Origin of the sequence: Kitasatospora sp. CB02891 (assembly GCF_002803145.1) — a bacterium.
Lineage (GTDB): Bacteria > Actinomycetota > Actinomycetes > Streptomycetales > Streptomycetaceae > Kitasatospora > Kitasatospora griseola.
Genome location: NZ_NNBO01000002.1, coordinates 327,052 through 347,918 on the forward strand (window position 1 = coordinate 327,052; position 20,867 = coordinate 347,918).

Here is a 20,867-nt window from a genome sequence, read left to right on the forward strand (position 1 = left end):
GGCAACAGCAGGCAACGCCGAAGGGCCCCGGAACTTCCGGGGCCCTTCGGCAGTGGTGCGGGTTTCGGTCCGTCAGGCGGACTTGCGGGAATCCCGCGGGTGGACCGCCAGGTTCATCCCGCCGGAGCGGAGGACGGCCAGGCGCTCGGCCAGGACCTCCTCGAGCTCTTCGCGGGTCCGGCGCTCCATCAGCATGTCCCAGTGGGTACGTGTGGGCTTGGTCTTCTTCTCCTCAGGCTCGTCGCCGTCGAGGAGTGCGGCCTCCTGGCCACAGAAACGGCACTCCCACACCACGGGGATCTCCGCCTCGACCGAGAACGGAACCTCGAAGCGGTGTCCGTTCTGACATGCGTATTCGACGGTCTGGCGCGGTGCCAGATCAATGCCGCGGTCGGTCTCGTAGCTGGTCGCCCCGAGTCGCGTGCCGCGGAGAGCTCGCTCGCTCATGAATCGTGCCTCCCGGGCTTCTTGCCCACAGGACTAGTGGTCGCTGTCTTCGTCGATGGGTCCAACGCCCGACCTCCGACGAAGATTCCCGTCCGGGACATACGTCGCCTGTCGTGCCGCCCCTGTTTGTACCCATGGTCGCCCGATTTGTCACATCTGAGCGGTGATATCACCCGGCGTGTCACATTTTGTGCACTTCTGGTCGGCGCGCGCAGAGCGTTCGAAGAGATGGTCGAGGGAAGGTCGAGGAAAGGTCGAGGGCGGGTCGTCAGGCCATCCCGGGCTGCGCGGGGGCGTGGTCCTTGGTCAGCCGGACCTCGGCCCGCTCCGGCTCGGCCCCGGCGGCCTCCGACCCCGTGACCTCCGCTCCGGCGGACGGGGACTCCTCGGTGCGGGTGTCGCGGTGCGGCAGCAGCGCGACCACCGCCTCGCGCAGCGCCTGCGGGGCCTCCTCGTCGAGCGGGTCCACCGTGACCGGGACCTGCACCCGGACGGGGGCCGCGGTGCCGATCCGGGCGTAGCCGCGGCCGGGCGGGGTGTGCGCGGCGGGCGCGATGTCCAGCGGGACGCCCAGCCCGGCCGAGCCGGACTCGGAGGTGATCGGACCGAGCACCACCCGGGCCCGGGTGCAGGCGTGCACGGTGGCGGCGATCCGGTGGCGGGCCTCCAGGTCGTCGACGAACACCACCGTGACGCGCGCCGACCGGCCGTGCCGCAGCGGCACCTCCAGCAGCTCCTGCGGGTCGGTGCGGCCCTCGGCGTGGGCGAGCTCGGACAGCTCGGTGAGGTGGTCCAGCAGGATCCACAGCGGCCGGGTGACGTCGGCCGGCGCGGCCACCCCGTGGTGGCGGGCCGCGTTCAGTGCGATCAGCCGGCGCTCGGTCTCCTTCGCCACCCAGTCCAGCGCGGCCAGCGCCCCGTGCAGGCTGGTCTCCACGGTGTACACGCCGGGACGGTTCACCAGGCAGGCGTGCTCGCCGGTGCTCGCCCCGTCGACCACCACCAGGTCGCCGTGCGGCAGCGCCTGCAGGGCGATCGAGCGCAGCAGCGTCGAGGTGCCGTACCCGGCGGCGCCGAGGGCCAGCAGGTGCGGTTCGCCGGAGCGCGGGCCGACCCGCCACACCACCGGCGGCTGCTGCTCGGTGGCCCCGCCCTGCTCGACCGGGATGGTGCGGTTGCTGCCCGCGCCGTCGGTGAAGCCGAGCACGATCTCGCCCGGCGCGGTGACGAACCGCTGCGCCACGATGTCGGCGGGCAGCGGGGCGAGCGCGCTCACCCGCAGCCGGTTGATCTCCTCGTCCCAGTCGAAGCGGTACTCCCGGGAGCGGCCGGCCTTGCCCTGCACGACCTGCTCGATCCGGGCCCGGGCGGCGGGCTCGGTGTCGGTGAAGTACGCCGGGTAGGAGATCTCCAGCGCGGTGAGGCGGCCGTCCGGGTCGAACTCCCAGCCGGAGAACGCCGCCCGCCACTCGCCGTCCAGCCGGTACAGCGCGAACGGCTCGTCGATCCCGCCGAGGTACGGGGTGAGCGCCGCGTACAGCGCGGTCAGCTTGGTGTCGGCGAGGTCCGCCTCCGGCTCGGGTTCGGACTTGGGGCCGCGGCCGGCCCAGGCGGCCGAGGCGACCAGGGCGACGAGCGCCATCAGCGGGCCGTGCGGCAGGAGGAAGACGCCGATCGTGACGGCCGCGCCGACCAGCAGCGTCGGGCCGCGGCGCTCCTTCGGGGTGGCCGCCCAGCGGGCCTTGGTCCAGTCGGCGTGGCGGCGCAGGCCGCGGCCGATCACGGTCAGCGGCGCGAACACGTCGGCGGCGTGGTCGCCGGCGGTGCGGGCGAGGTCGCGGCCCCGGTGGAAGTGGCGGGTGAAGGACATGCGGGCTCCGGTGGCGGGATGGGGTGGTGGCGGTGGGTCGGGCGGGGTCGGCCCGGGTCGGCGAACGGCCCGGGGCGGTGGGACCTCCGCGCCCGGGCCGCCGGGAGCCGGGACGGTTCAGAACTTCAGGCCGCCGATCAGGCTGGCCAGGCTCGCGCCGCCCGCCTGGATGCTCGGGGCGATCGAGGAGCCCGCGACGTAGAAGCCGAACAGCGCGCACACCAGGGCATGCGAGATCTTCAGCCCGTCCCGGCGGAAGAACAGGAAGGCGATGACGCCGAACAGCACGATGCCGGAGATGGAGAGAATCACGGGACGCTCCTCACAAAGGGCGGGGACAGTGTGACAGAAAGTGCCTTTATGGTGACAAAAAGTAATAGATGATGGTGTGCGGCAAACGGGTGGACCTCACCGGGCCGCCCGCCGCGACCGCGTCCCGCCCGCCCGGAGATCGCCCGAACGGCCGTCCGGAACCGCGCCCCGAGTGGCGTCCGCTACCGTTCGCGCATGACCGACCACACTCCGCCCGACCCCGAGGTCGTCGCCCTCGCCGGCCGCCTGTTCGACGCCGCCCGCACCGGCGACACCACGCTGCTGGCTGCCCACCTCGACGCCGGCGTCCCCGCCGACCTCACCAACGACCGCGGCGACACCCTGCTGATGCTCGCCGCCTACCACGGCCACGCCGCCACCGTCACCGCACTGCTGGAACGCGGCGCCGAACCCGATCGGGCCAACGACCGCGCCCAGACCCCGCTGGCCGGCGCCGTCTTCAAGGGCGCCACCGAGGTCGTCGACGCCCTGCTCGCCCACGGCGCCGACCCGCACGCCGGCGCGCCCTCCGCGCTCGACGCCGCCCGACTGTTCGGCAAGAGCGATCTGGTCGCCCGCCTCACGGCCGCCCGATAGCGGCCCGTACCCTTGACCGACATGGAGATCCGCACCACCGGCTTCGGACACCCCGACGCCCAGCAGCTCGCCGCCGACGTCCAGCAGGAGTACGTCCTGCGCTACGGCGACGGCGACCAGACCGCCATGCACACCGACCACTTCGACCCGCCCGCCGGGCTGTTCGTGATCGGCTACCAGGACGGCGAGCCGGTGGCCTGCGGCGGCTGGCGGGTCAAGGAGCGCGACGCGGACGGCCTGCGCGACGGCGACGCCGAACTCAAGCGGATGTACGTCGTCCCCGCCGCTCGCGGCAAGGGCTACGCCCGCACCCTGCTGCGGCACCTCGAAGCCGCAGCGATCGCCGCCGGCCGCACCCGGCTGGTGCTGGAGACCGGCACCCTGCAGCCGGAGGCCGTCGGACTGTACGCCTCCGAGGGCTACGCCGAGATCCGCAAGTTCGGCTTCTACAAGGACCACGAGCTCAGCATCTGCATGGGCAAGGAGCTCGGCGCGCTGTAACTTTCGCACCCGCCGGTCCGGTTGGAGCGGCCGTCGACCCGTGATCCGCGGGCGGCGGCCGCTCCGCCGTTCTCCCGGCCCGCCGCAGGTCGGGGCTCGGACGGGGCTGTGTTCCACCGAACTTCCCTGTGCGTCAAGCCCGTTGACGCTGCCGACCGGTGCCGCGGCGGTCCGTTGCCCGGCGAGCGCACCCGACCGTACGGTCCGTCCACCCACCCACCCCCGGAAGGACGAACCATGGCTGCACAGTTGCGCGCAGCACACCGGCGCGGGCGCGCCCTCGCGGCGCTCGCCGTCGCCGCCGCCGGCGGACTGCTGGCCGCCGCCACCCTCGGCAGCGGCCCCGCCGGAGCCGCCGGCGGCACCCTGCACGACCTCGCCGAGGCCAAGGGCCGCTACTTCGGCACCGCCCTCACCCAGTCCAACCTGAGCAACTCCACGCTCACCGCCGTCGCCGGCGCCCAGTTCGACATGGTCACCCCCGGCAACGAGATGAAGTGGGACACCACCCAACCCTCCGCCACCACCTTCAACTTCGGCCCCGGCGACCAGATCGTCTCCTTCGCCAAGGCCCACAGCATGCGGGTGCGCGGCCACACCCTGGTCTGGCACAGCCAACTGCCGTCCTGGGTCAGCAGCCTGCCCACCGCCCAGGTGCAGGCCGCGATGGAGAACCACGTCACCACCCAGGCCACCCACTACAAGGGCCAGGTCTACTCCTGGGACGTCGTCAACGAGCCCTTCAACGAGGACGGTTCGCTGCGCACCAGCGCCTTCTACAACGCCATGGGCAGCGGCTACATCGCGGACGCGCTGCGCACCGCGCACGCCGCCGACCCGAACGCCAAGCTCTACCTGAACGACTACAACATCGAAGGCGTCAACGCGAAGAGCGACGCCATGTACCAGCTGGTCTCCTCGCTCAAGTCGCAGGGCGTGCCGATCGACGGCGTCGGCCTGGAGAGCCACTTCATCGTCGGCCAGATCCCGAGCACCATGAAGGCCAACATCCAGCGCTTCGCCGCGCTCGGCCTGGACGTCGCCGTCACCGAACTCGACGACCGGATGCAGGTGCCCGCGAGCGCCGCGAACCTGGCCCAGCAGGCCACCGACTACGCTGCGGTGATCGCCAACTGCCTGGCCGTCAGCGGCTGCGTGGGCATCTCCCAGTGGGGCGTCGGCGACGCCGACTCGTGGATCCCCGGCGCGTTCGGCGGCTACGGCGCCGCCACCATGTACGACGACAACTACCAGCCGAAGGCCTCCTACCGCTCGGCCGTCACCGCGCTCGGCGGCACCGCGGGCTCGCCCTCGCCGTCCTCGTCCCCGTCGTCCTCCTCCTCGCCGTCCACGCCGCCGACCGGCTCCGGGTGCCGGGTCAGCACCCAGATCAACGCCTGGGCCACCGGCCTGACCGAGAACGTCACCGTCACCAACACCGGCGGCAGCGCCGTCAACGGCTGGTCGGTCAAGTTCACGCTGCCCGGCGGACAGACCGTCACCAGCGCCTGGAACGCCGCCGTCAGCCCCGCGAGCGGGCAGGTCACCGCCACCGACCTGGCCTACAACGCGGCCATCCCGGCGGGCGGGTCCACCGGCTTCGGGTTCAACGCCAACCACACCGGCAACCCGGCCGCCGCGACCGGCTTCTCGCTCAACGGAGTGGCCTGCACGGTCGGTTGATCCCGGGTCGGGCCGCAGTCGGCCGCGCCGCGCCCGTCCGAACGGAAACCTCCTCGCGAGGGCGGGAGCGGTGCGGCATCCTGACGGACGATGAACGAGAACACCGGAAACAGCGAAGCGATCGAGGAAGAGGTCGGGCGGATCGCCGCCCGGCTCGCCCGGATCGACGGCATCGTCGGCGTCTGCCTCGGCGGCAGCCGGGCCCGCGGGGCGCACGTCGACGGCTCCGACTACGACCTCGGCCTGTACTACCGGGCCGGCGAACTCGACACCGCCGCATTGCGCGCCCTCGCCGCCGAACTCTGCGGCCACCCCGTCGAGGTGACCGAACCCGGCGGCTGGGGACCGTGGGTGGACGGCGGCGCCTGGCTCGATCTCGGCCCGGCCCGCGTCGACTGGATCTACCGGGACATCGCCCGGGTCCGCCACTACGCCGTCGAGGCCCGGGCCGGCCGCTACCTCGCCGGCCGGCAGGCCGGGCACCCGTACGGGGTGCCGTCCTACGCGTACGTCGGCGAGCTGGCGCTGGGGCGGGTGCTCGCCGACCCGGACGGCGCGCTGGCCTCGCTCCGGGCCGAAGTGCGGGAATTCCCGGTCGAGTTGGCGAAGCGTCTGGAGGCGGACGCCGCATGGGAGGCGCCGTTCGCGCTGGCGGTCGCCCGCAAGGGCGCGCGGCGCGGCGACGCCGGCCACGTGCAGGGCTGCCTGTTCCGGGCGGTCGGGCTGCTGGTGCACGCGCTGCACGCCCGGGCCGGGCGATGGCTGGTCAACGAGCAGGGCGCGATCGCCTCGGCCGGCCGACTCGCCTGTGCACCACCGGACTTCGAGCGTCGGGCGCAGGCCCTGTTCGCTCCCGGCGCCGTCGACCCGGCCGCGCTCGGCGCGGTGCTGGACGCGGCGGAGGCATTGGCGGCCGAGGTGCTGGCCGGAGCGGAGGTCCGACATGGCTGATTTCGTCGAACTGACCACCCCCCGCCTGCTGTTGCGCCAGTGGAAGGACAGCGATCTGGACCGCTGGGCGGAGCTGAACGCCGACCCCGAGGTGCGCCGCCACTTCGGCAGTCTGCTGACCCGCGCCGACTCGGCCGGCTCCCTGGCGGCCTTCCGGGCGGAGCTCGCCGACCGCGGCTGGGGCTGGTGGGCCGTCCAACTCCGCGACGGAGGACGGTTCCTGGGCTTCGCCGGGCTCGATCCCGTGGACGAGGAGGCGCCCGTCGATGGCGTCGAGGCCGGCTGGCGCCTGCACCGCGACGCCTGGGGCCACGGCTACGCCACCGAGGCGGCGCGGGCCGTACTCCGGTACGGCTTCCAGGAGTTGGCGCTGCCGGAGGTCCTGGCCCTGATCGCGGCGGGGAACACCCCGTCGCGCGCCGTGGCGGAACGCCTCGGCATGACGCACGACCCGTCGGCGGACTTCGACGACCTGACCCTGCCGCCGGGCCCGCACCGCCGGACGGTGGTGTACCGGCTGAGGCCGAGCGCAGGTTAGAGCACCGCCGCCCAGAAGGACGCCTCGTACGCCTGCATCAGGTGGGCGGCGTGCCGGGCGTCCTCGGCGGACTCGCCTTCGTCGAGGGCGTGTTGGAGGAGTCCGAGGGCGGTGGGCTCGAAGTCCGGGGGCAGGGTGGCGAAGAAGCGGAAGAAGGCGGTCGCCTCGGCGGAGAGCCCGTAGCGGCGGGGGAGGGCGCCGGCGAGACGGCCGCAGTAGCCGCCCCAGAAGCCGAAGTTGGCGAGCAGGGCGAGGACGGTCTCGGCAATCGTGCCGAACTGCGCCAGCCAGGCGAGGTGGTGCGGGTAGGTCTGGGCAGCCGCGCGGGGGCGGTAGGCGGCCAGGTCGGCGGGGGAGAGGCCGACGGCGGCGGCGAACGGCGGCAGCAGGTCGAGCGCCTGGCCCTCGCCCTGGGAGAGCCCGAGGAAGAACGGGGCGGCGGTCGGGCCGGAGTCCGCGAAGCGGGCGGCGAGCAGGGCGAACGAGCGGCGGTCGCTGCGGATGATCCGGTCCTCCTCCCCGGCGATCCGCTGCAGCGCCCCGACCGGTGCGGTGCCCGCCTCCACCCGCTCGACCAGGCGGTTGTGCGCGGCGGCCGGGGCCAACTCGGCGACGGTGCGTTCGTACAGTTCGCGTGCGCTGGTCAACGGGGTACCTCCGGCGCGCGAGCGGCAGGGCCGCTGCTGACGGCTGCGGGCACCGCCCATGCTAGGGGCGGGCGCCCGCAGCCGCCGGAGTGCCACACCGGCGGTGCTTCAGCAGGGTCAGGCAGGCACCCGGACGAAGGTGCCGACGATGCTGGTCGCCCCGAGGACGTACGGCTCGATGGCGGCCGTGACCTGCTCGTACGTCAGGCCCGCGGACGGGAGGGCGGGCGTGGAGAGCGCGTAGAGCGTGAACACGTAGTGGTGCGGCTGACCGGTCGCGGGCGGGCACGGACCGCCCCAGCCGACCACCGGCCTGCCGTAGACGTCGAAGCTGTTGGCGCCCTGGGTGAACTGGAGGGCGCCGTGGCCGTCGATCCGGTGGGTCGAGCCCGGGATGTCGTACAGCACCCAGTGGTGCCAGCCGCCGGCCAGCGGGGCGTCCGGGTCGTTCACCAGCAGCGCGTAACCGGCCGTGCCGGCCGGGGCGTTGCGCCAGTTCAGCTGGGGCGCGAGGTTCTTGCCGTGGCACGACGCGCCCTCGGAGCCCGGCCCGCCGAACTCCGTCCACGCCGGCAGCTTGCCGCCGTCGCGGAAGTCCGGACTGGTCAGGGTGAACGGCGTGAGACGGTCCTTCGAGGCGGCGTCCGCGGTGCTCGCGGGCGCGGCGGCGGTGAGCGTGCAGCTGACGGCCAGCGCGGCGGCGGCGACGGCCGCCGTCCGGAGCGCGGGCAGGCGAGAGATGATCAACTTGACCCCCGTGTCGTTGATGTGACGCCCCGTCGGAAAAGACCGGGCGGCGGCCGTCAGCTAAGCCGCCGAACGGCGGAGGGTCAAGAGTTTGCACACCGATTTCCGGCGTCCCGCGCGCACGGGGTGACCGACCGCGGCGGTGCTCAGGCGTCGGCGTCGTCCGCCGGATCCTTCCGGGGCGGCGGGTTCTGGCCGATCAGGTCGAGCAGCCCCGGGAAGCGTGCCTCCAGGTCCTGCCGGCGCAGGTGCGCCTTGCGGCTGTTGCCCCGGTTGATCTGCTGGACCAGCCCGGATTCGCGCAGGACGCGGAAGTGGTGGCTGAGCGTGGACTTCGAGACCCCGAGCTCGAAGGACAGGCAGGTCCGCTCGGTGCCCTCCGGCAGTTCCGCGAACTCCTGGACGACCCGGTACCGCAAGGGGTCCGACAGGGCGTTCAGGACCGCCGTGAGCTCCATCTCGTCCCGGCTCGGGTGACCTTCCGCGTCGACCATCTCTCCGTCTTTCCCGTCGCTCGCCCGCCGCAGTCGCGGGTCAGGTTCGACTTGCATGATACCTCTGCTTCCTGTCAGTCTCAGGTTCGACAAAAACCGAACCTGAGGTTCGGGGTCCTCGGAGTCCTCCGGAACGGGAGCATCCTCAACCATGGCTGCACAGACCGAAGTTCCCCTCGTCGGGGAAGGCGCCGGACCTCAGGGGTCGGGGCGCCGACGGCAGACGTTGATCCTGGTCGCCGTCCTGCTGGCCGTCCTCGTCGTCCCCATGTCCATCTCCGGCACCGGTGTGGCGCTGCCGTACATCGGCTCCGACCTCGACGCCGGCCTGGTGCCCCTGCAGTGGGTCGTCAACGCCTTCAACGTGGCGTTCGCCTGCTTCACCCTCGCCTGGGGATCCGTCGCCGACATCATCGGCCGCGTCCGCGCCTTCGCCCTCGGCGCCACGATCTACGCGGCCGCCTCGCTGGTCAGCGTGTTCGCCGGCAACGTGATCCTGCTGGACGCCGCCCGCGCCCTGGCCGGCATCGGCGGCGCCGCGATCTTCGCCTGCGGCGCCGCGCTGCTGTCCACCGTCTTCGAAGGTCCCGCCCGCGGCCGGGCGTTCGCGCTCTTCGGCACCGTCGCCGGCGTCGGCGTCTCCTTCGGCCCGTCGCTCTCCGGCGTGCTGATCGAGAGCGCCGGCTGGCGCTGGGTGTTCGCCGTGCACGCGATCGTGCCCGCCCTGGTCCTGCTCGCCGTCCCGACCATGCGCCGCGCCGTTCGGGAGACCCGCGTCGAAGGCGCGCGCATCGACGTCCGCGGCTCCGCCCTGTTCGTCCTCGCCATGCTGCTGCTCACCACCGGCATCGCCCAGGGCTCGCAGTGGGGCTGGGCGAGCCCGGGCGTGCTCGGCCTGTTCGCCGGCACGATCGCGGTCCTCGCGGTCTTCGCCGCGGTGGAGCAGCGCACGGAGCACCCGATGCTCGACCTGGGCATCGTCACCGACCGCCGGTTCATGGCGCTCTGCCTGGTGCCGGTGGCCGGCTCCTTCGGCTTCGTCACCATGCTGACCTACCTGCCCGGCTACCTCACCGCCGTCGGCGGCTGGTCCAGCGGCGCGGCCGGGGCGACCATGCTGCTGCTGACGGCCCCGATGCTGGTCCTCCCGCTGGTGACCGCCAAGCTCGTCGCCAGGGGCGTCCCCGCGATGCGCATCATCCGCCTGAGCGTGGTCCTCCTGGTGGTCGGCGCCGTCGGCCTCCAGCTCTTCCGGCCCGGGATCGACCTCGGGCTGGTCGCCCTGCCGATGCTGATCACCGGCGCCGGCTTCGCCCTCGCGGCCGGCCTGGTCGACGGCCAGGCCCTGGCGCTCGTCGCCCCGGAACGGGCCGGCATGGCCGCCGGTCTCCTCAACACCCTGCGCCTCGGCAGCGAGGCCGTCGCCGTGGCCGTCTACGGCTCGCTGCTCGCGACCGTCATCAGCGGCAGGACCCGGGACGGCATCGCCGACTTCGCCGACGCCGGCGACCCGACCACCGTCGCCGGCACCGTGGCGAGCGGCAACATCTCCGGCCCGGTCGGACACGTCGCCGAGGCGCGGCGCGGCAGCTTCACCGACCTCCTGGTCCACGCATACGACGGCGCCTTCCACACCGTCCTGTGGGTGCTCGGCGGCATCTGCCTGGCGCTGCTCGCGCTCATCGCGGCCCTGCTTAGGGGCCGCAGGACCGGGCAGGCGGCGGCCGACTGACCCCGATGCCCGACCTGCCCTACGCGGGGTGCGCCGCCTCGACGGCGTCGCGGAGGCGGGCGAGGGTGGCGCGCATGCCGGCGCTGTTGACGGCGGCGCGGTCGGTGGGGCGGGTGCCGGTGAAGACCCGGCCGAGGAATTCGGTCAGGCGGGAGCCGCGTCCGGTGCGCAGGTCCTCCCAGTACTCGGTGACGCGGACGGCGTCGGGCCCCTCCGGTTCGACCAGGTAGCCCCAGGTGGCCACCGGCAGGCCGAATGTGGACACCCGGAAGGCGAACTCCTGCGCGGCCCGGGCGGTGGTGACCCGGCAGTCGGTGAACCACAGGAACAGGCCCTTGCGGTTGAAGCCCAGGAAGCGGGCGCCTTCGGCGACCGGACCGCCGCCGAGCCGCCGGATCGCGATGCACTCGGGGCTCCAGCGGGCCAGGTTCTGCAGGTCCTCGAGGGCGGCGTACACCGCTTCGGCGGACGCGTGCACCGTGACGCTCTCCCGGAGGGTCCATTGACGGGTCACGCGGGCCTCCGCGGCTGGAAGTGACTGGCGAGCAGGGCTGGGCGTCCCGGACTGTAATCGCTCGGCGAAGCGCCTCGCAAGGGGCCAAAACCGGCTCCCGGAACGGCACTTGACGGCCCGTGCGGGGTGTCGCTAGCGTGCGGACGAGACGACCCGTTCCGACCTGCGGCGCGGGTGGCGACGGACGGCGGAGGAATCGATGGCGGCGGAGCCGATCGCGGAGCCGGAGAAGCTGCGGATACCGGTGCCCGGCGCCGAGCCGCTGGCCGCGACGGTGACGGCGCCGGCCGGCCCGCCGTCGGCGGTGCTGGTGCTGTGGCCCGCGCTCGGGGTGCCGGCCGGCTACTACGGGCCGTTCTGCGCCGAGTTGGCCGCCCGCGGGGTGGCCGTCGTCGCGGTCGACCTGCGCGGCCAGGGCGAGAGCGGTCCGCCCGCCGCCCGCCGTTCGACGCACGGCTACCACTCGCTGGCGTCCCGGGACTTCCCGGCGGCGACGGCGGCCGCCCGGGGCCGGTTCGGCCGGGACGTGCCGCTGTTCCTGCTCGGCCACAGCATCGGCGGGCAGAGCGCGGTGCTGGCCGCCGCGCGCGAACCCAAGGCGGTGGACGGCCTGGTGCTGGTCGCGTCCGGCTCGGTGGACTTCCGGGGATTCACCGGCGCCGCCCGCTGGCGGGTGCTGGCCAACACCCAACTCGTCGCCCTGGTCGCCGCCCTGTGGGGCTACTGGCCCGGCGACCGGCTGGGGTTCGGCGGCCGCCAGCCGGCCCGACTGATGCGCGACTGGGCCCGCCTCGGCCGCACCGGCCGCTACGCGCCCACCGGCGCCGACCTCGACTACGAGCAGGCCCTCGCCGCGCTCACCCTCCCGGTGCTCGCCGTCTCCCTCCCCGACGACCACCTCGCCCCCGCCACCGCGGTCGACCGGCTGGTCGCCAAGCTCCCCGCCGCGGACGTGGAGCGCCGGCACCACGTCCCCGCCGAGGGCGAAGCCGCCGACCACGTCCGCTGGGCCCGCTCCGGCGGCGGCATCGCCGAACTGATCACCGGCTGGCTGGCCGGTCGCTGAGCAGAGACACCACGGAGGCGACACACCATGGGGGAGAAGCGCAACCTGCTCCCGCTGTCCGACGAACAGGGCGCTCCCGTCCGGGACCTGGCGGCCCGGGAGCGGATCCTCGCGACCACGCTGCGGGTCCTGTCCCGGGTCGGCTACCCGAAGGCGACGGTCGGCGGCATCGCGCAGGAGGCCGGCGTCGGCAAGGCCACCGTCTACCGCTCCTGGCCGCACAAGGCCGCCCTCACCCTGGACGCCGTCCGCACCCGGCTGCCCGACGTCCCGGTGGACGACCTCGGCGACAGCCCGCGCGAGATCCTCGCCGTGGCCCGAGCGCTGGCCGGCCTCTACGGCGCTCCGCAGGTCCGGGCGATCCTCCCCGCCCTGATCGCGGACGCCGCCACCGACCCCGAACTCGCCCACCGCCTGCGCACCGAACTGATCGAACCCCGCCGCGAACGCTCCGCCACCGTCCTGCGCCGCGCCGTCACCCGAGGCGTCCTCCCCGCCGACACCGACGTCCTCACCCTCCTCGACATGTGGGCCGGCCTGATGCTCTTCCGCGGCCTGCTCCTCGCCGGCGACCTCGACGACCACGCCGTCCACGCCCTGGTCGCGGCCGCCCTGGCCGCCCCGCCGCGAATCCCCTGACGCCCCGACCCCTCGAAACGCCGAAAGGGCCGCCCCCGGGGAGGGGGCGGCCCTGGCGACCGGTCAGATCAGGGTCGACCAGTAGTACCAGAATCGGGTCAGGATCATCAGGGCTATCGCCAGGTAGACGGCGAGCGGGACGAGCCACTGGTGGCGGAGGGCGGCCAGCCGGCGGAGGGCGGGTGGGGCGGGGAGGACGCCGGTGCGGATGTTGTGGACGGTGGTGGACCAGAAGAGGGTGATGACCACGGCCCAGACCACCATGCAGTACGGGCAGAGGGCGCCGATCTCGTAGAGGGCCTCGTGGATCAGCCAGGCGACGAAGCCGAGGCCGGCGAGGGCGCCGCCCTGGAGGGAGAGCCAGAACCAGCGCCGGTAGGAGGCGCCTGCGAGGAGGCCCGCGCCGATGGCGGCGAGGGCTCCGAACGCGGCCAGGCCGATGACCGGGTTGGGGAACCCGAAGACTTCGGCCTGCTCGGTGCGCATGACCGATCCGCAGCTGATGATCGGGTTGATGTTGCAGTTCGGCTGGTAGGCCGGGTTCTCGATCAGCCGGATCTTGTCCAGGGTGAGCTGGGCGGACGCGGCCAGGCCGATCAGTCCGCTCAGCAGGATCAGCCACGAGAAGCGGCGACTCGCCCCCACCGGGGCGTTCTGGGCCGTGGTCATCGGGTCACCCGCCGATGCTCTGCTTGACCAGCGCGCCGAACTGGTCGCCGGTGAGCGCCTTGCCGTCCTTGCCGATCACGTCCAGCGTCCGGCCGTCGAGCTTGACGGTCGGGGTGCCGGAGACGCCGCTCTTGTTGAAGGCGCTCGCGACCTTGGCGGCCCAGCCCTTGTAGGTGCCCTCGGTGACGGCCTTGGTGAACGCCTCGGTCTTCAGGCCGGGGACCTGGCCGGCGAGGTCCAGGATGTGGTTGACGTCGCCGAACGCGTCCTCGCGCTCGGACGGCTGGTTCGCGTACAGCACGTCGTGGAAGGCCTTGAACTTGTCGACGCCCTCGTTCAGCGCGGCGCCCGCCGCGGCCAGCGCGGTGCGCGAGCCCTTGCCGCCGAGGTTGTTGTCGAGGAATGCGGCCAGGTGGTACTCGATCTTGTACTGGCCCTGGTCGGCGAGTTCCTTCACGGTCGGGCCGGCCGAGGTCTCGAAGGACTCGCAGACCGGGCAGCGGAAGTCCTCGTAGACGGCCAGGGTGTGCGGGGCGTCGGCCTTGCCGTACACGACCACGGTGTTGTCGGGGCCGGAGGCGTTGGCCGGGACGGCGACCGTGCCGCTGCCGGAGTCGGAGTTCTTGGACGCGTTCACCGCGAGGGTGGTGCCGCCGGCGATCACGGCGACGGCCGCGACCACCGAGACGCCGATGGTGAGCGTGCGGCGGCGCTTGGCGCGCAGCGCCTCCGCCTGCTGGGCCTGCTTCAGGCGCTCGCGGGCGGTGACGGTCTTGGCGGACTTGTGGGTGCTGGGCATGGTGATCCGTCTCCTCTGCGCCCCGGGGCGGCGCGACGCGGCCCGGCTCCGGCAGGCAGTCCCACCTGGTCAGGTGGTTCCATCCGGACGGGAGCAGGGGCGGGCGGCCCGGCGGGGTGCGGGGTCGAAAAGAAAGGGGGCAGGGGGCGATGCCCGGAGACGGCCGTGTACGCGTCGTGCGAGGTGACGGGCCGTCAGCAGGCGAAGGCCGGCTGCGGCGGTCCGCGACGCGGGGCGGGGGAGTGGACGGCGTCCTGCGGACGCCGCGGGGCGGGCTCGGCGCCGGCCCGGGGCAGCAGCGCCGCCGGGCAGGCCGGGCGGGCGGCCAGCAGCAGCGAGCGCCAGCAGTGCGGCAGCAGCCGGGCCATGGTGCGCAGTGCCTCGCCGACCCCGTCGAGGGCGGCGTCGGCGAGCCGGAGCCAGGCCGCGGCGGCCAGCGCGACCGCCAGGTGCACGCCCAGCACCAGCAGGCGCAGCGTGCCCGCCGAGTTGTGCGTCCACTGCGCGAAGAGTTCGGAGCCGCTGACCCGGTCGCCGCCGCAGACCAGCAGGTCCACGCCGTGGACGGGCCGGGAACAGGCGTCCTGGCCGAGGTTGAAGGCGGTGTTCAGCAGCAGTTCCACCGGCACCAGCACCGCGGACAGCAGCAGGAAGCGGCGGCGTGCGCCGTCCAGCAGGACCGCGAGCAGGAAGACCGCGACGCAGGCCACGGCGACCAGGGTGAGCGGCAGGGCACGGCCGGTGATCACCACCTGGCCGAACGCGGCCAGCGGCACGGCGAGCGCGGTGAACACCGCGCCCCGCAGGGCTCTGGTCGCGTGAATGCCGGTCATGGCTCCGGAGTATGCCACGCCGAAGGTCCCCCGCACGAGGGGCCGTTCGGCCCCTCACCTGCGGATAAGCCCTGGATAAAGGGGACTTCGGTGAGTGGTGGGCGGCGTCGGGGCGTTCGGCGCCCGCCCCGGGCCGGGGGTGCGGCGTGGGACTTGTCACGTTCCCGCGGTGGCCCGCGCCACACCCCCGGCGGGTCTCACCACAGGTCGACGGCGTGCGCCCGGACCTTGGCCGCGATCCGCTCCAGCACCTCCGCGGCGGGCAGCGGATCGAGCCGGCGGCCGTCGCGCAGCCGCACCGCGAGGGAGCCGTCGGCGGCCTCGCGCGGCCCGAGCACCACCTGGTACGGGGCCAGTCGGGCGTCCCGGACCCGCGCGCCCAACGAGCCGCGGTCCGCCCCCAGCACCTCGGCCCGCAGATCGAGCTCCAGGCAGCGGGCGGCCAGCTCGCGCGCCGCGCCCGCCTGCTCCTCGTCCAGCGGCAGCACCGCCAGCTGCACCGGCGCCAGCCAGGCCGGGAACGCCCCGCCGTGCTGCTCGACCAGGTGCGCCACCGCCCGCTCCACGCTGCCGATGATCGCCCGGTGCACCATCACCGGCCGGTGCCGCGCCCCGTCCGGGCCGATGTAGTGCAGGTCGAACTGCTCGGGCTGGTGGAAGTCGACCTGCACGGTCGACAGGGTCGACTCGCGACCCGCGGCGTCCACCACCTGCACGTCGATCTTCGGCCCGTAGAACGCCGCCTCGCCGACCCCCTCCTCGTACGGCACGCCCAGCTCGTCCAGCACCCGCACCAGCAGCGCGGTCGCCCGCTCCCACAGCTCCGGCCGGGCCACGTACTTGCCGCCGCCGCCCGGCAGCGACAGCCGGTAGCGGGACGGGGCGATGCCCATCGCCCGGTACGCCACCGCGATCAGCTCCAGCGCGCCGCGCGCCTCCTCGGCCACCTGGTCCGGGGTGCAGAAGATGTGCCCGTCGTTCAGCTGGATCGCCCGCACCCTGGTCAGCCCGCCCAGCACCCCGGACCGCTCGGAGCGGTACATGCCGCCCAGCTCGGCCATCCGAAACGGCAGCTCGCGGTAGCTGCGGGAGCGGGAGCGGAACATCACGGCATGGTGCGGACAGAGGCTGGGACGGAGCACCAGCTGGTCGTCCTCGCCCATGGACAGGGGCGGGAACATGTCGTCCCGGTAGTGCGCCCAGTGGCCGGAGAGCTCGTACAGCTCGCGCTTGCCCAGCACCGGCGAGTACACGTGCCGGTAGCCCGCACGCCGCTCCAGGGTGCGGACGAAATCCTCCAGGCCCTGCCGCACCACGGCGCCGTCCGGCAGCCAGAACGGCAGACCCGCGCCGATCAGCGGATCGGTGTCGAACAGGCCCAGCTCGCGGCCCAGCTTGCGATGGTCGAACACGGCGGTCTCCTCACCGGATGGGGGACGAGCCGCCACGGCCGCACATGCGAAAGCCCCGGGCGCTCGGCCCCGGGGCTTGATCAGAACAGCAGTCAGCGCGCCGGGACACTCTCCGGCGTCGTCGTCGGCATCGCAGCGCGCTTCATGCCCCGGACGGTAGCAGCCGCACCCCCGCTCCGCACCCGAATTGACGCGCCGACCGGCGGGCCGCGGCGGGCCGGTGACCGAAGGGGGGACCCCAGCGCCTGACGGACGGTCAACTCGACAATCCGTTGGACCTGGTGGGCGTCCCGCGCCGAGGATGGCCACCGATCGGCTCCGATGCCCCACCGAGAGGGAGTTGTCCACCATGCAGAGCACTTCCGCCGACCGTCCCAGCCTGCTCGTCCTGGGCGGCACGCGGTTCGTCGGCCGGGCCGTGGTCGAGGCCGCGCTGGCCGACGGCTACCGGGTCACGATGTTCAACCGCGGCCTGACCGACCCCGGGCTGTTCGCCGACGCCGGCGTCGAGACGGTGATCGGGGACCGCACCGAGGACCTGTCCGCGCTCGACGGACGCCGCTGGGACGCGGTGATCGACGTCGCGGGCTACCTGCCCGAGGTGGTGCGGCGCTCGGTCGACGCGCTCGGCGACCGGGTCGGCCGGTACGTGTTCGTCTCCACGATCTCGGTGTTCGCCGACCTGTCCACCGTCCAGGACGAGGACGGCGCGGTGCTGGAGGTCGTCGACGGCCTGCCGCGGATCCAGCTGTACGGCGCCAACAAGGCCGCCTGCGAGCGGATCGTGCTGGACGCGTACGGCGAGCGCGCGAGCATCGTCCGCCCCGGGCTGATCGTCGGCCCGCACGACCCGACCGACCGGTTCGCCTACTGGCCGCGGCGCTTCCGGCGCGGCGGCCGGGTGCTGCTGCCCGGCGACCCGGCCGCCCCCACCCAGTTCATCGACGTCCGCGACGTCGCGGCGTGGATCCTCGGCTGCGTCGCCGCCGAACGCGCCGGCGTCCACATCGTCACCGGCCGCTCCATGCCGATCGGCGAGTTCTTCGCCGCCTGCCAGGCCGCCGTGGGCTCCGACGTGGAAGGGGTCTGGGTCGACACCGAGACGCTGCTGAAGGAGGGCGTCGAGCCGTTCATGGGCGTCCCGCTGTGGAACGGCGACCCGGAGTTCGCGGCCGCCGAGCGGATCGACATCTCGCGCGCCCTGGCCGCCGGCCTGACGCTCCGTCCGCCGGCCGAGACCCTCGCCGACACCGCGGCCTGGGACGCCGCCCGCGGCGTGCCCGAGAAGGAGGGCCTCACCCCGGCGGAGGAGGAGCGGCTGCTGAACGCCCGCTGATCGCACACCGGCGCGAGGTGCCCACGCTCCGTTAAGGTGGGCACCGTCCGGACGGGTCGGCAGGGGAGAGACGTGATGGTGACGGCAGCGGACAGCACCCTTCCGGAACTCGACGCCGAGGAACTGGTCCGCTGGCGGGCCGACGGCGGGCGGCTGGTCGACCTGCTGACGGCCGCTCAGCGGCTCGGCCCGGTCGCCGGGTTCCGGATCGGGGACCGGCAGGTGGTGCTGGTCACCGGGCCCGAGGAGGTCCAGCACGTGCTGGCCCGCAACCCCGACACGTACGTCAAGCACGGCCACCGCGCGAAGGTGCTGCTCGGCGACGGCCTGCTGTGCGCCGCCGGCGAGCCCTGGCGGCGTCAACGCAAGCTGCTGCAACCGCAGTTCACCGTGCGCGGGATCCGGGCCTACGAGCCGCAGCTGCGCGCCGCCGTCGCGGCCGTCGCCGACCGCTGGCGGGCCGCCGCGGACGCCGGCGAGGTGCGCGAACTCGACGCCGACCTGCGGTACTTCTCGCTCGACGTGATCTGGCGCTCGCTCACCGCCCGACCGCTGGACGAGCCCACCTACCGGCAGCTGGTCGCCGCCGGGGACAGCCTCGCCGCCATCCCCGCGTTCGCGCCCGCCACCGGCGAGAGCGACGCCGACTTCAGCCGGGCCGTCGCCGACGCCGACCGCGCCGCCGAGCACGCCATCGCGCTCGCCCGGCAGGCCGACGAGCCCACCCTGATCGGGGTGCTGCTCCGCGCCGCCCGCGAACTGCCCGACTACGACGAGACGTTGGTCCGCGACGAACTGCTCACCCTGATGGTGGCCGGCTACGAGACCACCGCCACCACCCTCGGCTGGCTGTTCCTGCTGCTCGACGCCCACCCCGAGCAGCGCGACCTGGTGCTGTCGGCCGGCCCGGCGGGCTCCGCCGAGCGGGCGGCCGCGATCCGCGCGCTGATCGACGAGACGCTGCGGCTCTACCCCGTCGCCTGGCTGATGCCCCGGCACGCCGCCGAGACCGGCGCCGTCGGCGGGCACCTCGTCCCCGCCGGGGCGACGGTGCTGCTCTGCCCCTACCTGACCCACCGCGACCCGGAGGTCTGGCCCGACCCGGAGACGTTCCGTCCGCAGCGCTTCCTGGCCGCCGAACGCCGTCCCGCGCCCGGCAGCTACTTCCCGTTCGGCCTCGGCCCGCGCGCCTGCATCGGCGCCCAGTTCGCGGTCCGGGAGATGACGCTGCTGCTGGAGGAGCTGCTCCCCGCGTTCCGGCCGGAGATCCGGGAGCAGCCCACCGAGGCCGGCTACCGGCTGACCGTCCACCCCGACGGGCCGGTGCGGGCCGTGCTGCACCGGGCCGAAAACCGTTTGTGAGCACGCCCGACGGGCCGACAGGATCGGCGGCGATGAAGACCGGTCAGCAGCACACCCCCGCCCGTCCCGTCGCCCTGGTGACGGGAGTCGGCCGGACGGTCGGCATCGGCGCCGCGATCGCCGAGCAACTCGCCGCCTCCGGTTGGGACATCGCGCACACCCACTGGGCGCCGTACGACGCCCGGATGCCCTGGGGCGTCGAGCCGGACGCCGTCGAGGCCGTCGGCGCGACGCTCCGCGCGCACGGCGCCCGGCAGCTCGCGGTGCCCGCCGACCTCGCCGACCCCGGGACGCCCGCCCGGCTGTTCGACCGGGTGACGGCCGAACTCGGGCCCGTCACCGCGCTGGTGATGAGCCACGCCGAATCCGTCGACTCCGGGCTGCTCGACACCACCCTGGACAGCTTCGACCGGCACTTCGCCGTCAACACCCGGGCCGGCTGGCTGCTGATCCGCGAGTTCGGGCTGCGCTTCACCGGCCCGTTCGGCACCGGCCGGATCGTCGCCCTCACCAGCGGCCACACCGTCGGCAACCTCCCCTACGGCGCCAGCAAGGGCGCCCTCGACCGGATCACCCTCGCCGCCGCCCGCGAACTCGCCCACCTCGGCATCACCGCCAACGCGGTCGACCCCGGCCCCACCGACACCGGCTGGATGGACGACGCCGTCCGCGCCGACGTCCTCGCCCACACCCCCCTCGGTCGCCTCGGCACCCCGCAGGACGCGGCCCGCCTGATCGACTTCCTCTGCTCCCCGTCCGGCCAGTGGATCAACGGCCAACTCCTCCAGAGCAGCGGCGGCTTCCAGTAGTCCCCGGTCGTCCCGCGGGCCACTTCCACGGCCACGGCCCGAGTCCGCGCTCCTTCGCTGCTCCGTCCCGTTCGACGTCGCCGCGGCGGCGGTCAGGCCCGGTGCTCGGCGCGGTCGCGCAACTCGCGGGTACGGGCGGCGAGTTCGTCCAGGGTGAGGGCGGCGGTGCCGTCCGTCAGACTGCCGAGGGTGGAGCCGTCCGCCCAGGCGCAGACCGGGAGTTCGCGGTCGCTGTCGTCGATCAGAGCGCAGGCGATCGCGCCGCCGAGCGGGCCGGGCTCGAAGGTGCGCAGGCCCGTGACGGCCGTGCCGTCGCGGAGCGTGGTGGCACCGTCGGGGGAGTAGCCGCCCAGCATCCAGGTGGCCGCCTGCGCGGCGTCCGGCACCGAACCGCTCATCGCCACCACCAGGAGCTCCGCCTCCGCGAGGCCGACCGCCCCCGGCTGTCCGTACGCCGCCACCTCAAGGCTCCGAGGGGCGTACCGCTTGGCGTTGTCCCCCTCGTACGCGGCCCGCAGCCGGGCCAGGTCCTGATCCTCCGTCACCCGGGACAGCCCCGCGAACCCGGCCGGCAGGGCGACCTTGCGCTGCTCCACCTCCGCGTCGATCGCGTTGAGGGCCAGCCCGGCGAGGGTGAGCGCGGCCACCGCGCCGACGGTCAGGCCGACCTGCTTCCCCGTCAGCCGCCGGTACCACGGCACCGGCGGCTGCGGCTCCTGCCCCGCGGCCCAGATCGCCCGCAGGCTGTCGATCCCCGGCTGCGGGTGCTTCTCCTCGGCGTCGGGCACGGCTCCCCCTGGCTGAAGTGGAATCAGATCGTCCGATCGGGCGACGGCCTGCACTCTACAAGGACGCTGACCAGGGGTGATGTGCAGGCCCGGGACTGGTGTTGCGAGGCGGTGGGGCGGG

General features: G+C 73.9%; 23 protein-coding genes. 11 read left to right on the top strand and 12 right to left on the bottom strand.

Annotated features, from left to right (window positions below; translation table 11 throughout):
- Positions 1 to 72 precede the first annotated feature (72 nt).
- The 3 genes from CG736_RS06860 to CG736_RS06870 all read right to left on the bottom strand — a co-directional run bounded on the left by CG736_RS06860 (position 73) and on the right by CG736_RS06870 (position 2,629).
- Positions 73 to 447: an RNA polymerase-binding protein RbpA gene (locus CG736_RS06860; protein WP_043908226.1), complete on the bottom strand. Its 375-nt coding sequence runs from the start codon at positions 445 to 447 to the stop codon at positions 73 to 75.
- A 268-nt stretch (positions 448 to 715) separates the two neighbouring features.
- Entirely contained in the window at positions 716 to 2,317 is a 1,602-nt protein-coding gene (locus tag CG736_RS06865; RefSeq protein ID WP_232733846.1) for a hypothetical protein, read from the bottom strand.
- A gap of 117 nt (positions 2,318 to 2,434) precedes the next feature.
- Positions 2,435 to 2,629 (bottom strand): hypothetical protein, encoded by a 195-nt coding sequence (locus tag CG736_RS06870; RefSeq protein WP_014134294.1) that lies wholly within the window; start codon positions 2,627 to 2,629, stop codon positions 2,435 to 2,437.
- A gap of 195 nt (positions 2,630 to 2,824) precedes the next feature.
- Between CG736_RS06870 and CG736_RS06875 the strand changes: the two genes are divergently transcribed.
- The 5 genes from CG736_RS06875 to CG736_RS06895 all read left to right on the top strand — a co-directional run bounded on the left by CG736_RS06875 (position 2,825) and on the right by CG736_RS06895 (position 6,899).
- A complete protein-coding gene (locus CG736_RS06875; RefSeq protein WP_100585264.1) occupies positions 2,825 to 3,226 on the top strand; it encodes an ankyrin repeat domain-containing protein in 402 nt (133 codons plus the stop codon).
- A gap of 21 nt (positions 3,227 to 3,247) precedes the next feature.
- Positions 3,248 to 3,727 (top strand): GNAT family N-acetyltransferase, encoded by a 480-nt coding sequence (locus tag CG736_RS06880; protein ID WP_100585607.1) that lies wholly within the window; start codon positions 3,248 to 3,250, stop codon positions 3,725 to 3,727.
- A gap of 237 nt (positions 3,728 to 3,964) precedes the next feature.
- Positions 3,965 to 5,410: an endo-1,4-beta-xylanase gene (locus CG736_RS06885; protein WP_100585265.1), complete on the top strand. Its 1,446-nt coding sequence runs from the start codon at positions 3,965 to 3,967 to the stop codon at positions 5,408 to 5,410.
- A gap of 90 nt (positions 5,411 to 5,500) precedes the next feature.
- Positions 5,501 to 6,361 carry a nucleotidyltransferase domain-containing protein gene (locus CG736_RS06890; RefSeq protein ID WP_100585266.1) on the top strand — a complete coding sequence of 287 codons (861 nt, stop codon included), beginning with the start codon at positions 5,501 to 5,503 and terminating at the stop codon, positions 6,359 to 6,361.
- Positions 6,354 to 6,899 (top strand): GNAT family N-acetyltransferase, encoded by a 546-nt coding sequence (locus CG736_RS06895; protein ID WP_100585267.1) that lies wholly within the window; start codon positions 6,354 to 6,356, stop codon positions 6,897 to 6,899. Before CG736_RS06890 ends, CG736_RS06895 begins: the two co-directional genes overlap by 8 nt.
- Here the strand turns inward: CG736_RS06895 and CG736_RS06900 are convergent.
- From CG736_RS06900 to CG736_RS06910, 3 genes are all read right to left on the bottom strand, one after another.
- A complete protein-coding gene (locus CG736_RS06900) occupies positions 6,896 to 7,546 on the bottom strand; it encodes a transcriptional regulator (protein ID WP_100585268.1) in 651 nt (216 codons plus the stop codon). The two genes, CG736_RS06895 and CG736_RS06900, sit on opposite strands and share 4 nt — an antisense overlap.
- A 117-nt stretch (positions 7,547 to 7,663) precedes the next feature.
- On the bottom strand, positions 7,664 to 8,293 hold the full coding sequence (locus CG736_RS06905; protein WP_157815450.1) for a YbhB/YbcL family Raf kinase inhibitor-like protein: 630 nt from the start codon (positions 8,291 to 8,293) through the stop codon (positions 7,664 to 7,666).
- A gap of 146 nt (positions 8,294 to 8,439) precedes the next feature.
- Positions 8,440 to 8,787: a helix-turn-helix transcriptional regulator gene (locus CG736_RS06910; protein ID WP_100585270.1), complete on the bottom strand. Its 348-nt coding sequence runs from the start codon at positions 8,785 to 8,787 to the stop codon at positions 8,440 to 8,442.
- Between the two features lie 151 nt (positions 8,788 to 8,938).
- Between CG736_RS06910 and CG736_RS06915 the strand changes: the two genes are divergently transcribed.
- Complete coding sequence (locus CG736_RS06915) at positions 8,939 to 10,519, top strand: MFS transporter (RefSeq protein WP_100585271.1); 1,581 nt, start codon at positions 8,939 to 8,941, stop codon at positions 10,517 to 10,519.
- Between the two features lie 19 nt (positions 10,520 to 10,538).
- Here CG736_RS06915 and CG736_RS06920 read toward each other — a convergent pair whose 3' ends face one another.
- The gene (locus CG736_RS06920) at positions 10,539 to 11,033 is read right to left on the bottom strand and encodes an SRPBCC family protein (RefSeq protein WP_100585272.1); all 495 of its coding nucleotides are present in this window, start codon (positions 11,031 to 11,033) and stop codon (positions 10,539 to 10,541) included.
- A gap of 199 nt (positions 11,034 to 11,232) precedes the next feature.
- Here CG736_RS06920 and CG736_RS06925 point away from each other — a divergent pair, with 199 nt between their 5' ends.
- Positions 11,233 to 12,099 carry an alpha/beta fold hydrolase gene (locus CG736_RS06925; protein WP_100585273.1) on the top strand — a complete coding sequence of 289 codons (867 nt, stop codon included), beginning with the start codon at positions 11,233 to 11,235 and terminating at the stop codon, positions 12,097 to 12,099.
- Between the two features lie 27 nt (positions 12,100 to 12,126).
- Positions 12,127 to 12,738, top strand: a complete 612-nt coding sequence (locus tag CG736_RS06930) for a TetR/AcrR family transcriptional regulator (protein WP_100585274.1) — start codon at positions 12,127 to 12,129, stop codon at positions 12,736 to 12,738.
- A gap of 63 nt (positions 12,739 to 12,801) precedes the next feature.
- Here CG736_RS06930 and CG736_RS06935 read toward each other — a convergent pair whose 3' ends face one another.
- The 4 genes from CG736_RS06935 to thrS form a co-directional block, all read right to left on the bottom strand.
- Positions 12,802 to 13,407 carry a vitamin K epoxide reductase family protein gene (locus CG736_RS06935; protein WP_100585275.1) on the bottom strand — a complete coding sequence of 202 codons (606 nt, stop codon included), beginning with the start codon at positions 13,405 to 13,407 and terminating at the stop codon, positions 12,802 to 12,804.
- Positions 13,408 to 13,411: 4 nt separating this feature from the next.
- Positions 13,412 to 14,206 (bottom strand): thioredoxin domain-containing protein, encoded by a 795-nt coding sequence (locus CG736_RS06940; protein ID WP_100585276.1) that lies wholly within the window; start codon positions 14,204 to 14,206, stop codon positions 13,412 to 13,414.
- 194 nt (positions 14,207 to 14,400) lie between these two features.
- Complete coding sequence (locus CG736_RS06945) at positions 14,401 to 15,039, bottom strand: hypothetical protein (RefSeq protein WP_100585277.1); 639 nt, start codon at positions 15,037 to 15,039, stop codon at positions 14,401 to 14,403.
- Between the two features lie 197 nt (positions 15,040 to 15,236).
- A complete protein-coding gene (thrS, locus tag CG736_RS06950; RefSeq protein WP_100585278.1) occupies positions 15,237 to 16,451 on the bottom strand; it encodes a threonine--tRNA ligase in 1,215 nt (404 codons plus the stop codon).
- Between the two features lie 349 nt (positions 16,452 to 16,800).
- Here thrS and CG736_RS06955 point away from each other — a divergent pair, with 349 nt between their 5' ends.
- The 3 genes from CG736_RS06955 (at position 16,801) to CG736_RS06965 (ending at position 19,958) form a co-directional block, all read left to right on the top strand.
- Entirely contained in the window at positions 16,801 to 17,787 is a 987-nt protein-coding gene (locus tag CG736_RS06955; RefSeq protein ID WP_100585279.1) for an NAD-dependent epimerase/dehydratase family protein, read from the top strand.
- A gap of 75 nt (positions 17,788 to 17,862) precedes the next feature.
- Positions 17,863 to 19,149, top strand: a complete 1,287-nt coding sequence (locus CG736_RS06960; RefSeq protein WP_100585280.1) for a cytochrome P450 — start codon at positions 17,863 to 17,865, stop codon at positions 19,147 to 19,149.
- A gap of 32 nt (positions 19,150 to 19,181) precedes the next feature.
- Positions 19,182 to 19,958: an SDR family oxidoreductase gene (locus tag CG736_RS06965; protein ID WP_100585281.1), complete on the top strand. Its 777-nt coding sequence runs from the start codon at positions 19,182 to 19,184 to the stop codon at positions 19,956 to 19,958.
- 92 nt (positions 19,959 to 20,050) lie between these two features.
- Here CG736_RS06965 and CG736_RS06970 read toward each other — a convergent pair whose 3' ends face one another.
- Positions 20,051 to 20,746: a hypothetical protein gene (locus tag CG736_RS06970; protein WP_100585282.1), complete on the bottom strand. Its 696-nt coding sequence runs from the start codon at positions 20,744 to 20,746 to the stop codon at positions 20,051 to 20,053.
- Positions 20,747 to 20,867: the final 121 nt, after the last annotated feature.

Bases quoted from the DNA above. Each gene is read 5' to 3' on its own strand.
- CG736_RS06965 (WP_100585281.1), top strand. From the start codon at position 19,182: ATGAAGACCGGTCAGCAGCACACCCCCGCCCGTCCCGTCGCCCTGGTG.
- CG736_RS06945 (WP_100585277.1), bottom strand. From the start codon at position 15,039: ATGACCGGCATTCACGCGACCAGAGCCCTGCGGGGCGCGGTGTTCACC.
- CG736_RS06885 (WP_100585265.1), top strand. From the start codon at position 3,965: ATGGCTGCACAGTTGCGCGCAGCACACCGGCGCGGGCGCGCCCTCGCG.
- CG736_RS06890 (WP_100585266.1), top strand. From the start codon at position 5,501: ATGAACGAGAACACCGGAAACAGCGAAGCGATCGAGGAAGAGGTCGGG.
- CG736_RS06925 (WP_100585273.1), top strand. From the start codon at position 11,233: ATGGCGGCGGAGCCGATCGCGGAGCCGGAGAAGCTGCGGATACCGGTG.
- CG736_RS06955 (WP_100585279.1), top strand. From the start codon at position 16,801: ATGCAGAGCACTTCCGCCGACCGTCCCAGCCTGCTCGTCCTGGGCGGC.
- CG736_RS06880 (WP_100585607.1), top strand. From the start codon at position 3,248: ATGGAGATCCGCACCACCGGCTTCGGACACCCCGACGCCCAGCAGCTC.
- CG736_RS06935 (WP_100585275.1), bottom strand. From the start codon at position 13,407: ATGACCACGGCCCAGAACGCCCCGGTGGGGGCGAGTCGCCGCTTCTCG.
- CG736_RS06940 (WP_100585276.1), bottom strand. From the start codon at position 14,206: ATGCCCAGCACCCACAAGTCCGCCAAGACCGTCACCGCCCGCGAGCGC.
- CG736_RS06930 (WP_100585274.1), top strand. From the start codon at position 12,127: ATGGGGGAGAAGCGCAACCTGCTCCCGCTGTCCGACGAACAGGGCGCT.
- CG736_RS06860 (WP_043908226.1), bottom strand. From the start codon at position 447: ATGAGCGAGCGAGCTCTCCGCGGCACGCGACTCGGGGCGACCAGCTAC.
- CG736_RS06895 (WP_100585267.1), top strand. From the start codon at position 6,354: ATGGCTGATTTCGTCGAACTGACCACCCCCCGCCTGCTGTTGCGCCAG.
- CG736_RS06915 (WP_100585271.1), top strand. From the start codon at position 8,939: ATGGCTGCACAGACCGAAGTTCCCCTCGTCGGGGAAGGCGCCGGACCT.
- CG736_RS06865 (WP_232733846.1), bottom strand. From the start codon at position 2,317: ATGTCCTTCACCCGCCACTTCCACCGGGGCCGCGACCTCGCCCGCACC.
- CG736_RS06875 (WP_100585264.1), top strand. From the start codon at position 2,825: ATGACCGACCACACTCCGCCCGACCCCGAGGTCGTCGCCCTCGCCGGC.
- CG736_RS06910 (WP_100585270.1), bottom strand. From the start codon at position 8,787: ATGGTCGACGCGGAAGGTCACCCGAGCCGGGACGAGATGGAGCTCACG.
- CG736_RS06960 (WP_100585280.1), top strand. From the start codon at position 17,863: ATGGTGACGGCAGCGGACAGCACCCTTCCGGAACTCGACGCCGAGGAA.